The organism is Micrococcus sp. PSi08 (genome assembly GCF_054960655.1).
In genome coordinates, this window is the sequence record NZ_JBHNYP010000015.1 from 64,315 (window position 1) to 76,877 (window position 12,563).

The 12,563-nt window shown below is 67.1% G+C and carries 11 protein-coding genes; 6 read left to right on the forward strand and 5 right to left on the reverse strand.

Annotation, left to right across the window (positions count from 1 at the left end):
* Positions 1–4 precede the first annotated feature (4 nt).
* The 4 genes from ACFI33_RS06930 (at position 5) to ACFI33_RS06945 (ending at position 4,487) form a co-directional block, all read left to right on the forward strand.
* Positions 5–1,228, forward strand: coding sequence for a glycosyltransferase (locus ACFI33_RS06930; protein ID WP_462623882.1), 1,224 nt, complete (start codon positions 5–7; stop codon positions 1,226–1,228).
* Positions 1,228–2,127, forward strand: a complete 900-nt coding sequence (locus ACFI33_RS06935) for a hypothetical protein (protein WP_462623884.1) — start codon at positions 1,228–1,230, stop codon at positions 2,125–2,127. Before ACFI33_RS06930 ends, ACFI33_RS06935 begins: the two co-directional genes overlap by 1 nt.
* A 26-nt stretch (positions 2,128–2,153) precedes the next feature.
* Entirely contained in the window at positions 2,154–3,095 is a 942-nt protein-coding gene (locus ACFI33_RS06940; protein ID WP_462623886.1) for a polysaccharide pyruvyl transferase family protein, read from the forward strand.
* A 497-nt stretch (positions 3,096–3,592) separates the two neighbouring features.
* Positions 3,593–4,487 (forward strand): IS5 family transposase gene (locus tag ACFI33_RS06945; RefSeq protein WP_406017852.1). Its coding sequence is split into 2 segments (ribosomal slippage): positions 3,593–3,949 and positions 3,951–4,487, totalling 894 coding nucleotides; the frame shifts between segments, so codons are not numbered across the junction.
* Positions 4,488–4,675: 188 nt separating this feature from the next.
* Here ACFI33_RS06945 and ACFI33_RS06950 read toward each other — a convergent pair.
* Both ACFI33_RS06950 and rfbA read right to left on the reverse strand, forming a co-directional pair.
* Positions 4,676–4,861: a hypothetical protein gene (locus ACFI33_RS06950; protein WP_462623889.1), complete on the reverse strand. Its 186-nt coding sequence runs from the start codon at positions 4,859–4,861 to the stop codon at positions 4,676–4,678.
* Positions 4,862–4,917: 56 nt separating this feature from the next.
* Entirely contained in the window at positions 4,918–5,787 is an 870-nt protein-coding gene (gene rfbA / locus ACFI33_RS06955; protein WP_462623891.1) for a glucose-1-phosphate thymidylyltransferase RfbA, read from the reverse strand.
* Positions 5,788–5,898: 111 nt separating this feature from the next.
* On the opposite strand from rfbA, the gene galE reads away from it, so the two are divergent.
* Positions 5,899–6,867: a UDP-glucose 4-epimerase GalE gene (gene galE, locus ACFI33_RS06960; RefSeq protein WP_391520084.1), complete on the forward strand. Its 969-nt coding sequence runs from the start codon at positions 5,899–5,901 to the stop codon at positions 6,865–6,867.
* Positions 6,868–6,931: 64 nt separating this feature from the next.
* On the opposite strand, the gene ACFI33_RS06965 is transcribed toward galE, so the two are convergent.
* Together ACFI33_RS06965 and ACFI33_RS06970 are read right to left on the reverse strand one after the other, a co-directional pair.
* The gene (locus tag ACFI33_RS06965; RefSeq protein ID WP_462623893.1) at positions 6,932–7,855 is read right to left on the reverse strand and encodes a glycosyltransferase family 2 protein; all 924 of its coding nucleotides are present in this window, start codon (positions 7,853–7,855) and stop codon (positions 6,932–6,934) included.
* The gene (locus ACFI33_RS06970) at positions 7,852–9,849 is read right to left on the reverse strand and encodes a glycosyltransferase (RefSeq protein ID WP_462623895.1); all 1,998 of its coding nucleotides are present in this window, start codon (positions 9,847–9,849) and stop codon (positions 7,852–7,854) included. The genes ACFI33_RS06965 and ACFI33_RS06970 overlap by 4 nt, the downstream gene beginning before the upstream one ends.
* A 393-nt stretch (positions 9,850–10,242) precedes the next feature.
* On the opposite strand from ACFI33_RS06970, the gene ACFI33_RS06975 reads away from it, so the two are divergent.
* Positions 10,243–11,319, forward strand: a complete 1,077-nt coding sequence (locus ACFI33_RS06975; protein WP_462623897.1) for a glycosyltransferase family 4 protein — start codon at positions 10,243–10,245, stop codon at positions 11,317–11,319.
* A 189-nt stretch (positions 11,320–11,508) separates the two neighbouring features.
* On the opposite strand, the gene ACFI33_RS06980 is transcribed toward ACFI33_RS06975, so the two are convergent.
* Positions 11,509–12,405: a glycosyltransferase family 32 protein gene (locus ACFI33_RS06980; RefSeq protein ID WP_462623899.1), complete on the reverse strand. Its 897-nt coding sequence runs from the start codon at positions 12,403–12,405 to the stop codon at positions 11,509–11,511.
* Positions 12,406–12,563 lie beyond the last annotated feature (158 nt).

A 12,563-nucleotide genomic window follows, 5' to 3' on the forward strand; every position in this document is an offset into this window, starting at 1 on the left:
CACGATGTCAGAACAGACTCCCGCAACAATCGCCATCGCCCACGACTACCTCACCCAGAAGGGCGGGGCGGAACGGGTGGTGCTCGCCCTGCACCGGATGTGGCCGGACGCGCCCATCTACACGACGTTCTACGACCCCGAGGGAACCTTCCCGGAGTTCAAGAACGCACGCATCATCACCTCACCCCTGAACCGGGTGGGGCTGCTGCGGAAGGACCCGCGGAGGGCACTGCCGCTGCTGCCCCTGGCCTCCTCACTGCTGCATGTGAAGGAGCCGGTCGCCGTCGTCTCGACCTCCGGCTGGGCGCACGGATTCCGGTACGACGGCGACACGCTCGTCTACTGCCACACCCCGGCGCGCTGGGTGTACCTGTTGGACGACTACCTGGGCGACGGCGGCCGGGACAGCATCAAGGGCCGGATCGCGCGCGTGCTGCGCCCGGGTCTGCGCAGGTGGGACCGCGTGGCCGTTCGGCGTCGATCACGCTATGTGGCCAACTCCACGGTGGTGAAGGAGCGGATCGAAGACGTCTACGGGCTCGAGGGCGTGGACCTCGTGTTCCCGCCGCACTCCGTGAGCACGGACGGCCCGCAGGAGCCGATCCCCGGTGCCGAGCGGCTGGCGGAGGACGGCTTCCTGCTCTCGGTCGCGCGGCTCATGCCGTACAAGCACGTGGACGTGGCGATCGAGGCAGCGGCCTGCGCGGGGCGGCCGCTCGTGGTGATCGGCAAGGGCCCGGAGGAGGCCCGGCTGCGGGCGATGGCGGGGGAGGACGTGGTGTTCGGCCAGGACCTCACCGACGCGCAGCTGCGCTGGGCGTACGCACATGCGACGGCACTGATCGCCGCGAGCCACGAGGACTTCGGCATCACGCCGCTCGAGGCGAGCGCGTGGGGCGTGCCCACCGTGGCGCTACGGGCCGGCGGTTACCTGGACACGATTGTGGAGGGCGTCAACGGGGTATTCGTGGAGGAACCGACGGTGGATGCGGTGGCCGGCGGGGTGGAACGTCTGCTGGCGCATGACTGGGACCGGGCGGCGATGCAGGCGCACGCCGAGCGGTTCTCCGAGGCCCAGTTCGGGCGGCGGATCCATGGCCTGGTGGAGCCGCTGTTAGCGCAACCCGATGCCGCTACAGCGGCCCCGAGGAGACGCGTACGTGGGCCGCTATCCACGAGGGGACGGACGCGCCCGGAACCGGCCGCGCGAACAACAGGGGAGTTCTAGTGTCGAGCAGGCCGTTCAGTGGGGCCCTTCAGGCAGCCCGGCGCGCCAAGCACCTCGGCTTCGTCGCCGTGAAGCGGGGGCGGCGGGCGCGCACGCAGGCCGTCGACTCCCTGCTGCGCTTACGGGCCTCGCTCGGCGACTACGCCTTCGACCCCGAGCACCATCGGGACGTCTACGGCGAGTTCCCACGGATGTATTTCCTGCATCGTCCCGCGGGCGTGGGCCCCGCGCCCACGGCCGCGCCGCCGCGGCGGGTGTTCTGCTTCTGGACGGCCGAGAACGCGATGTCGGAAGCCCGCCGGGCGGCGCTTGAGGCGATGGAGGCGGGCACCGGCGTTCCCGTCACGCTCATCACCCCGGAGAACCTCGCTGACTGGGTCGTCCCCGGCGCGCCGCTGCACCCCGCTTACGACGCGCTGTCCGCGGTGCACCGGTCCGACTACCTCCGGGCGTACGTCATGTGGCACTACGGCGGTGGGTACTCCGACGTCAAGCGACCGACGTCGGACTGGTCCGGGGCGTGGGATGCATTCGACGACCCGCAGGTGTGGCTCGCCGGTTACCCGGAGGTGTCCTCCCGGTCCTGCGGAGGCGACGACCATACGCGCCTGGGCCGCGACATTCACCGGAACTTCCCCCGCTTGGTGGGCTTCGGAGCGTTCATCATGCGCCCTGGCACGCCTTTCGCCCGCGAATGGCTGCGCGAGATTGAACGGCGCCTCGACTACTACGCCGCCGAACTGATGGCCGCCCCCGGAGACACCTGGGGCGATGTGCCGGGATACCCGTTGCGATGGATTGAGATCGGCAGCGACGTATTTCACCCGCTGCAGCTGAAGCACTTGCAACATGTCCGCCAGGACCCACGGCTTTTGCCGCGTCTGGACGGACACCGGTAGCTACTTCAGAAGGAGACCAGCAGGACATGATCAAGGCCAGTCGATACGCGAAGAAGGTCCGGCGGTTGGGGGGAGACCTCACGCGCTCCGTTGGGTACGTCTGGTCTGCGGCGCGCCGCCCCCTTGAGATCGTCCCTGCATTCTGGCTCCCTGGCCAGCACAACTTTGGTGATGACCTGACGGAACACGTGCTCGTGCCGTTCGGGCTCGCGCCGGTGGCGGTGCCTCAGGCCGAGGCGTGGCTCATAGGGGTGGGCTCCCTGCTGAACTGGGTGCCATCGGACTACACCGGGTTCATCTGGGGGACCGGCCTGATCGAGCCGGAGGAGGGAAAGTCCTTCCCGCACGCGACCGTCCTCGCGGTGCGCGGGCACCTGACGCGGGAGATGCTCGGCGTGCCAGCCGAAGGGACTGTCGTCGGGGACCCCGGGCTGCTCGCCGGCGTCCTCGCGGAGCGCGGCCAGCCCGGACCGATCGGCATCGTGCCCCACGTCTCCCAGCTTCACGAACCCTTTGTCCGGACGCTTGTGCGGCGGATCGGGTCGGAGCGCTGTGTCGTCGTCGACGCTCGGCGTCGGCCGGGGCGGGTCATCGAAGAGATCGGGCGGTGCTCCGCGGTCGTGTCGACGTCCCTGCACGGGCTCATCGTCGCGGACGCGTTAGGGATTCCAGCGGCCTGGGCCACCGCCGACCCGCCGCTCATCGGGGGCGACTTCAAGTTCCGTGACCACGAGTCCGTGGTGTCGGCGTGGCGAGCCCGCCGCGTCGACCTGGCTGACCTCAGGGACGAGCGCTCCGTCCGGCGCGCCGCGTACCCGGCCGACGCGGCCGCCGTGGCGCGCGCCCAGGAGGGTCTGGTGCGCGTCCTCGATGCCGTACTCAGGGACGCTGCCAGCGGTCCAGCCGGAGTGGCTCGTCACGAACTGCGTCGGCTGATCCTCGACAGGGTCACGCGGCGTCTTCCCTGACCGGAAGAACGGCAGCCGCGCCCGCCCGATCTGGCGGGTCCGAACCGTCGCACCTGGCGGCGCGGACGTACCAGGAGGTGCCAGCGTCGACGAGGGACGCCCAGCGCGGCACACACGACGCGGAAGGGGCTGTCGAACCCGGAGACGTTCTGGCCGGTCCCCACGCGGTAGGCGCCGACATCGAAAGGCAACGGCTCCAGCGGGGTGCCGGACTGGGCATGGAGTCCGACGGACATGACGTGCGACCCGTACACCTGGTCAGCGCAGGCCGGGTCAACATCGCCGTCCTCGCCGGGGCCCGGGCCAGATCCCACCGCTGGATGATCGTCGACCCGAACAGCCTGTGCGCGCCGGCCGGGATACGCAGGGCGAGCGGGCCTTCGTTGAACACGTAGGCGGACTCGCCGTACCACCCGTGCGCTCGAGGATGCGCGGACACCCAGGCGGCTAGGGCGTGTCTGAGAATAGATGCACGAGTCAGCTGAGACCCTGGGGACATGTCCCGGTTCCAGATGCTCTCCGACGCCCAATGGGAGTTGATCGCCCCGATGCTCCCGACCCGGACCGGCCGCGCCGGCAGGCCGTTCGCCGACGCCCGCACCATGGTGGAGGCGATCATCTACCGGTACCGGTGCGGAATCGCTTGGAGGGATCTGCCCGAGGTCTACGGGCCCTGGCAGACCGTGTGGACCTGGCATCGGCGCTTGGCCGAAAAAGGCACATGGGACACGGTGCTGGCCACGCTGACCGCCGCCGCTGACGCCGAAGGCCTGATCGATTGGTCGGTCTCGGTGGACTCCACGATCGCCCGCGCCCACCAGCACGCGACGAACATCACCCGCCACACAGGGGGATGGATCGAACTACAAGAATCCGCGTGAGGAACCGGCCGATCACGGCATCGGGCGCTCCCGTGGCGGGCTGAGCACGAAGATCCATCAGCTCGTCGACGGGACCGGGCTGCCGCTGGTCAGCCTGATCACCCCCGGCCAGGCAGGGGACTCCCCGATGCTGCTTCCTCTCCTGCAGCAGCTGCGCGTGACCCGGCCAGTAGGGCGGCCCCGGACCCGCCCCGAGGCCGTGCTGGGCGATAAGGCGTACTCCTCCCGGGCGATCCGCACCCACCTACGCGCCCGTGGGATCAAAGCGGTCATCCCCGAACCGGCCGACCAGCAGGGCCACCGCAGACGGCGCGGTGCCCGCGGCGGGCGCCCCGTCAGCCTCGACGCGGACGCCTACAAGGGCCGCAACGTCATCGAGCGCCAGTACGCGCACCTGAAGCAGTGGCGGGGTCTGGCGACCCGGTATGACAAGTACGCGATCATCTACAGGGCCGCTGTGGTCCTGAATGCTGTGCTCGCATGGTCAAAACGATTGTCAGACATGCCCTAGGCGGGGCGAGACCAGGTCGTCCCAATCGACGACCATGACGTGCCCCCGCGGCTGCGCGGCCCGCAGCGCCGCGGCCACCCGCAGTCCCTTGTCCCTCCGGGTGGCCGCCATGCACTCCTGCGGCTCGTCCGGCAGTGGAGCCCAGCGGTGGTCCACAAACCCAATGACCACCCCGCTCGGGATCTCGGTTAGCGGATCGTCCCGGCTCGCACCGATCGCCATACGGGGGTGCCGCCCGCGTCCTGGGCGAGGCAGGAGGCGATGGTCACTCGCAACAGGTCCATCGCACCGAGCCAGTCGGAAACCCCCTCTGCGTCGCGCACGGGGATCACGAACGTGAGGGATCCGTCTGCGTCGTCATCGGCATGGCCCATGTTCTCTCCTCGGGGTCAGGCCTGGCGCTGTGCACGGGGCCGGGGCGCGCCGCCGGTCACCGTCCAGCGTCGAGCAGATGGAGCAGATATCGACCGTACCCGGACTTCACAAGGGGCTCGGCCCGCTCTCGCAGCTCTTCGTCGGTGAGAAGGCCCTGGCGCCAGGCGACCTCCTCTGGGGAGCCGACTTTGAGTCCTTGGCGGGACTCAACGGTGCGGATGAAGTTGGACGCATCATTCAGGTCGTGGAACGTGCCGGTGTCCAGCCACGCAGTGCCTCGGGGGAGCACCTCAACGTTGAGTTTGCCGCGTTCCAGATAGATGCGGTTCACATCGGTGATCTCGAGTTCACCGCGTGCCGACGGCTTGAGGCCCTTCGCGATCTCGACGACGTCGTTGTCGTAGAAGTACAGGCCCGGCACCGCATAGTTGCTCTTCGGCTCCTCAGGCTTCTCCTCAAGCGAGACGGCCTTGCCGGCGTCGTCGAACTCCACCACGCCGTAGGCGCTGGGGTCCGCCACCCAGTAGCCGAATACGGTGGCTCCGTTGACCTGTGTGTGGCGGCGCAGCTGTTGGCCCATCCCGGGGCCGTAGAAGATGTTGTCCCCCAAGACGAGCGCGACATGCTCATCGCCGATGTGGTCCTCCCCGAGGATGAACGCCTGTGCCAGGCCGTCGGGGGAGGGCTGCTGAACGTAGCTGAGCGAGATCCCGAACTGGGAGCCGTCGCCCAGGAGGCGCTGGAACTGCTCTGCGTCGTGCGGGGTAGTGATCACCAGGATGTCGCTGATCCCCGCCAAGATCAGCGTGGACAGCGGGTAGTAGATCATCGGCTTGTCGTAGACCGGCACGAGCTGCTTCGAGATGCCATGGGTGATGGGGTGCAGGCGGGAGCCGGTGCCGCCAGCGAGGATGATGCCCTTCATGGGGCTGACTTTACTGGCAGAGTGTCTGAAATCGATCGCCGACCCTGAAGTCGTAGACAGAGGTCAGGGTGTCGGTGATGCTGGAGTTCCGTTGAGAAAGATGTGGGGAACATGTCCTGGATGGTCACCGGCGGTGCTGGATACATCGGCGGGCACGTGGTGCACGCCTTTCACGCGGCAGGCATTCCTGTCGTCGTTGTGGATGACCTATCGACGGGTCGTGCTCGGTTCGTTCCAGATGACGTTCCGCTGATCAGGACGAGCCTCCTGGACACCGAGGCGCTTTCTCACGCTCTGCGAAAGCATGAAGTGAGCGGTGTCGTGCATGTGGCGGGTTTCAAGTATGCAGGGGTGTCCGTACAAGAACCTCTTCGCACGTATCGGAACAATGTTCAAGGAACGCTGAGTGTGCTCGAAGCGATGGAGGCGTGCAACGTGCGCCGAATCGTCTTCTCCTCCTCTGCGGCCGTCTACGGTACGCCAGACGTTCCTGTAGTGACGGAGCAGACGGCCCCCTCTCCGGAATCGCCGTACGGCGAGTCCAAGTTGATCGGAGAGATGATGATCGCCGCCCAGGCGGTCGCCACGGGCCTACGCCATACAAGCCTTCGTTATTTCAACGTGGTGGGGAGCGGGACTGACGGGATCGTTGACCTGAGCCCCCACAACCTCTTCCCGCTCGTCTTCACGGCCTTAGAGCGGGGCGAGGTTCCCCGGATCTTCGGTACGGACTATCCCACGCCTGACGGCACGTGCGTCCGCGACTACGTGCACGTCGTGGATGTCGCCCGTGCGCACGTCGCTGCGGCGCAGGCATTGATGGCGGGGGTTGAGCTGGCGCCGGTCTACAACCTTGGATCCGGTGAGGGGACTTCAGTTCGACAGATCATGGACGCCGTCGGCAGTGTCACCGGTCGTGGTTTTGAACCGGCCGTCCATCCACGCCGCCCGGGTGACCCCGCTCGAATCGTCGCTGATGGATCACGTGCGGCGCGGGATCTCGACTGGGAGAACCGGCACAGCCTCGTGGAGATGGTGGGCAGTGCTTGGCAGGCGCGAAGGGCATGGGATGCCCAGTGATCGCGACCCTCGCCCGCGGTCGCCTCACGGGCCTGCAGACGTGGGCAACGACGCTGCGCGCAACTCACTCGTGGGAAACAGCGGGAGGCATGCCCCGGCCACCGGGGTTCGTCTCGGCGTGAGTGATGAGAGGCGCGGGAGGCCGCCCCAAGACGCGGTAGCGAAGATGACCTTCGAGCGTGCCCAGCCTCCATCCCCACTCGGCACCGTCTTCCAGAGTTGCGGATCCGCGGAGGACCCGTCCCCAGGTGGGGAGACCCGTGAGAGCGCCCTGGAATGCGCCTCGCAGGCTCACTCCGAGAGGATCGACCAGGTGAGGATGGCGGGTCCACAGCTGGATGGCGGTCCGGGCGTAGTTGCGCCGCTGGGTGACCACCCCTCGGACATCTGAGCGCTGCAGGTAGTCGATGCGCGCTTCGGGCACGAAACGGGTGGGAAATCCGGCGTCTGCGGCGCGCCAGGCGAAATCCGCCTCGTCGTGTCCCCCTCGAAATGACTCGTCGAAACCACCGACGGCGTCGAACACGTCACGGGTCATGGCCATGTTCGCTCCGAGCGGGTAGGGAGGACCGCCGAAAACATGGTGGAGACCCAGATCTTCCCCCACACGCTGGCCGTTGCCATCAACGGGGATGGCGGCACCGCCTGCGACCCCACTGTCCGAGAAGGCGGAACGGAAGGCCTCTACCCAGCCAGCATGAATCCTGTCATCTGCGTCGCAGATCAGGAGGATGTCACCGCGAGCGTCGGCGAGACCCACGTTGCGGGCATGATTGACGCCCTGGCGCTCGGCGGCAGTGACCACACGTGCCCGGGGATCAGCCGCGGCAGCCTCCGCGAGCAGAGCGGGAGTGGCGTCCGTGGAGAGGTTGTCCACCAGCACCAGCTCATCTTCGGGACCCAACTGGGCGAGTACGGCAGTGATCTGCCTGCCGATCCAGGCCTCGGCGTTGTAGCAGGGGATGATGACGCTGACGGTGGGTTTCATCGGTAGACCTCCTGGAGGCGGGCGCGGAAGCGCTGTTCCCCGTATTCCTCGGCCACGGCATGGGCCGTCCGGCGAGCATGGTCATTGGCGGCGTCAGGATCCCGGAGCACCCGGCTGACGGACGCCGCGAAGGCCCGGGGGTCATCGGCCACGAACGCGGCGTCGGCGGGGTGGATGCCCTCGTTTCCCACGGTGGTCGTCACCGTGGGCACTCCGCGGATGAGTGCCTCCACCACCTTGAATTTCACGCCGGCGCCGTAGCGGAGGGGGACCACCACCACGGCGGCTTCTGCATACAGGGGTTCGAGGTCGACCACGAAGCCCAGAACCTCGACGGCGTTGGCTTCGAGTTCTGCCACGACGTGATCGCGGAGCCCGCCGCCCGCGACGGCGACCCGCGCGTTGGGGTGCGCTTTGCGCACTTCGGGGAGGATCTCGGTGACGAACCAATGCATCGCGTCCTCGTTCTCCCAACGGGCCATGTAGCCCACGAAGAGGAGCAGGGGGTTCGTTGAGGAGGGGGCTTCAGTGCGCACGTGGCCGGAGATCGCGGGGGGCACCACGTGCACCCGTGCGTGCGTGCCTCGGCGGGGCAGCAGATCGGCGTCCTTCTGGCTGAGGACGACGACATCGTCGGCCTGTCGAGCGATCCGGCCCTCGAGGTGGAGGGCGGCGGCACGCCGGACCGCCCAGGCTGCTCGGCGTGGGATGCTCGTCTGAAGCTTTCGCTGGCGCCCGAAGCGTTGGGAGAGGACGTCGTGCAGGGTCACGACGACGCGCGCGTTGGGATTGATGCGTCGAACGGCTCCCAGCAGGATGGCGCTCTCCTCCCACTGCAGGTCGATGACATCGGCCTCTGCGACCAGGTCGCGAACCCGTGAGAGGGCGACTCGGCTCAGCGACGGGGCCACTGCGAGCAGGCGTTCCAGGCGGCCGCGGCGGTCTTCCGCCGGGGAGAGGATCCGATGGGAGAAGGGGACTCCGCGGTCGAGAGCGCGACGGTTGGCCGGGCCATCGGTTGTGACCATCGTCAGCTCGGCGCTCTCGCCTATCACCTCGGCAATGGCGTGCACCAGGTGCTCGCCCGCTGACTCCTGGCGGGTCGACGAAGGAAGAACGGGTGTGAGCATGACGGCTTTCCGTTTGGTCGAGGCGGAGGGGCCAGGACTTCTGCGCGCTTCGAGGGCGGAATGGACCGCCTGCTCCGCGGCGCTTGCCCATGCCTGCCAGTTGAGTCGCGCCCGGCCGTCTCGGGTTGCCGCCTCGGCGGCGCGCGCCACGGTTGCCTCCGAGAGCTCCCCGAGCAGACGTGCGGTCTGGTCGACGGCCTCGCCCGGGGCGACGAGCCATCCGGTGAATCCGTCCTGGACGATGGTCTCCACACCCCCTACGCGCGTGGCGATGACGGGCAGCCCCGAGACCAGGGCGTCGGTCATGACCACGCCGGCCGCGTTGGCCAGGGCGAGGTCAAGGAGGACATCGTGATCCCTGTAAAGCTCGGCGAGGACCGACCGGTCCACCACGCCTGGCGTGTCCACCCACGGGGGGAGGCCTTCCGGGGTGCGGCCGACGATGGTCAGCTTGATCTCCTGGCTCTGTCGAGCCTGCTCCACGGCGAGGACGACGTCGTCTCCACGCTTGCGCTCCCAATCAGCGATGACAGCCAGGACTCGCAACGGGGAACCTGGCGTCCGTGGCCGGGGCGCATTCGACGTGGGGGTGGCGGGGCCGAAGGGGGCGACGGTCACCCGACTGGGTGAGACGCCTGCGTCCCCGATCAGACTGCGGGCAGCCCAGTCAGAAGCGACCAGGAAGTGATCCGTCACGGTGGCCCCGGCCTGTTCGACGCGCAGCCCCTCCTGCTCGTTGCGACGGCCGAGGCCGGTCGCGATCGGGTAGAACCCGCAGATGGCGGGGAAGGTGGCATCGGTGACCTGGACGAGGGGCAGATCGCGAGGGAGGGAGAGCACATCGGTCGACGAGGCGATGGCCACCAGGGCATCCAGGGGCTCTCCCGTGTGCGCGCGGATCTGATCTGCCAGAGCTGCGCTGCGAAGCCGAGCGGTCGCCATGGTGTGGGTGGGGAGACTGCGCCGTCCCCTCATGCCGCGGAGGCGGGTGCGGAGCCGCTCGCCGGTTGCATCCGGCTGAGTGACCGGAGGGAACACGGTCACGGCGAATCGCTCACGGAGCGCGGCTGCCATAGGTGCCACGACACCGGACCATGCCCGGGGGTCGTCGGTACTCCAGGGACTGTAGAGCCCGACATGGAGGGCCACGAGTGAGTCAACTCCTCGGTCAGGTGGTCGGCGTAGGGTCCATCCTAGGTCGGACAGGGCCGGGTACGCTGAAGCGAGTTCCTCGCGGATGCTCCCCTGAGGGGGAGCGTGGAGGAACCGTTCTCCATCCGCGATGCCATTCGGGAGGCGCCCGTGAACACCCGTTGCCTGGTCCTCACCTCCGGTCGGGCGGCGGACGGCCCTTACGGGATTGATCGGCTCAGCCAGTTCGGCTACGACCTCATGGAAGTCGAGCCGGCACGGACGCGTGTTCACCGGAAGCTCCGCGATGTCGTGGAGCACCGCTCCGGTCGGCCGATGGACAAGACTCTCCGGTCTGTCCGCAAAGCATGGCGCTCGGACCTGGTGCTCGCCTTCCTGGAAAAAGAGGCGCTCTCCGCCTCCTGGGCTAAGCGTCGAGGGATGATGCCCTACGCCGGAAGGCCACTCGTCATGATCGCGTGCTGGCTGGCAGATGAGCTCCAACGGATGTCCCCTGCGCAGCGGACAGCGGTGGTCACTTCTTACAGCGGGGTGGATCTGATTCTCGTCCTGTCACGGAACCAGGTGGAGATCCTGGTGGAGGCGGGGTTCGATGCGGCGCGAATCGAGGCCGTCAGTTTCGGATACAACCCAGATCAGTTTCCGGTCGCAGCATTCGAGGACCGACACGGCATCGTTTCTGTCGGGGCCGACCGCGGCCGGGACTTCTCGACGCTCCTCCAGGCAGTGGAAGGTTCCGACCTGCAACTGCACCTGTACACAGACGAGGGTCATTTGAACGGTGGCGAGCTCCCTGCCGAGGTGGTCTTCCACGGGCGCGTCCCGTTCGGGCGTTATCAAGGGGTCTTGGCGACCGCATCCATTGTCGCGATCCCCACCCACGTCATGGCGTACCCGAGTGGTCAGACCGTAGCTCTGGAGGCGGCGGGGACGGGGGCTTGTCTAGTCCTCACAGACACTCCGGCCATGCGGGAGTATTTCGATGACGAATCTGCGGTCTTTGTCTCTCCAGGAGACACGAATGGTTGGTGTAGGGCGCTTTCAGAGCTGATAAGTGACGCGGAGAAGCGCCGTCGTCTGGGAAGAAACGCTGCAGCCTTGGTCGGTGCCCACTTCACCTACACCGATATGTGGAGTCAGGTCGACGAAGCCATTCGTCGCCGGGGTTGGGCTGGCCAGTAGTTGTTATGCGCTGGTTTCTAGGCGGACGCCCCCTACCCCGCATTTATGGGGGGTATCTTAAAAATAGGGTGTAGATCGTCGTTCGTGGAATTCAATTACCGGGAAGCCTCTGATGGATGCGGGTGATCATGTCATAATTACAGGGAATTGTTATCATGTTGAGTGAGTGCGGTACCGCGCCGACTGAGGTCACTGGTAGTCGGAAAATCCGACGAGAAGGTCATTGTCCACCCGGATGTGATGGAAGTACTTGAGCTGGAGGGGCTGGTAGACCTTACCGAGCAGGTCGGTCCAGGACACGGGGTAACCGGGACCGCCAAGGCGCACATCCCCGGGGTTCTCGGTGAGGCGGCCGGCTAGGGAGTCCAAGCGCCGTTCGACCTCCCGTAGCCACTCCCCGGTGAACGGGGTGTGGGAACGTGCGATCATCGCGCTCGTGCCGACGAGCTGCTTCCAATGGAGAGCGATGTCGCGCCCCATAGGGCCGGGGAATCGAGCGGAGGCTTTCGCGTTGACCTCCCCGTAGGAGGTCACCCACGCGGTGGGGTCGGCCTGTGCCCGATCGAACGCGGCCTCCCAGGAACCGAGCGGCGCCTTGAGGTCGATGTACCCGCCGCCGTGGTGGTGCATCAGGTAAGCCCGCAAGTAGTCCGACCGGTGAACCAGGGACAGATACTTGTAGGCGGGGTGGAGAGGATGGCCCTGCACAAGCCACTCCTGAAGGGAAGTCGGGGTAATGAGAGCCACAGGCACCTCGATTACCTCGCGCAAACGATTGAAGTTGCGGAGTCGGTTGGCCGACATCTGGTTCTCACCGGTCCACACCACGAAGACTCGGCGGGGCAGCTCACTGGGTGAGGTATCAGCAGGCGGGTCCATCTGGAGGAACGCTAACTCATGCCCCTCCTTGCCCCGGTTGTGGCCGGCGTACCGCTGGGCGTCGTAGCGGTAGGGGCGGACCTCCGACAGTGCCGGCGTTACCGCCGTCAAGGCGGTCCACTTTCCCTCCCTCAGCCTCCTATGAGCGCGCTTGTTCGCTACAAACCAGGCGTGCTTGACCTGCCGAGCAACCCTCACCACATCCATGCCTGCACTCTACCCAGTGGGGATGCTGGCAGGTGCCTGGGTCACTCTGGCCTCGGTGGCGATCTGGATCGTCCCTGAATTCACCCTGATTCCATGCAGTCAATGGCGAGGTGAATGTGGGCTGTCAAAGTAATTCCGGCATCATGCGCATCGCGGCC

Excerpts from the sequence above, each read along its gene's own strand:
- ACFI33_RS06930 (WP_462623882.1), top strand. The coding sequence starts at position 5 with ATGTCAGAACAGACTCCCGCAACAATCGCCATCGCCCACGACTACCTC.
- ACFI33_RS06940 (WP_462623886.1), top strand. The coding sequence starts at position 2,154 with ATGATCAAGGCCAGTCGATACGCGAAGAAGGTCCGGCGGTTGGGGGGA.
- ACFI33_RS06950 (WP_462623889.1), bottom strand. The coding sequence starts at position 4,861 with ATGGGCCATGCCGATGACGACGCAGACGGATCCCTCACGTTCGTGATC.
- rfbA (WP_462623891.1), bottom strand. The coding sequence starts at position 5,787 with ATGAAGGGCATCATCCTCGCTGGCGGCACCGGCTCCCGCCTGCACCCC.
- galE (WP_391520084.1), top strand. The coding sequence starts at position 5,899 with ATGTCCTGGATGGTCACCGGCGGTGCTGGATACATCGGCGGGCACGTG.
- ACFI33_RS06965 (WP_462623893.1), bottom strand. The coding sequence starts at position 7,855 with ATGAAACCCACCGTCAGCGTCATCATCCCCTGCTACAACGCCGAGGCC.
- ACFI33_RS06980 (WP_462623899.1), bottom strand. The coding sequence starts at position 12,405 with ATGGATGTGGTGAGGGTTGCTCGGCAGGTCAAGCACGCCTGGTTTGTA.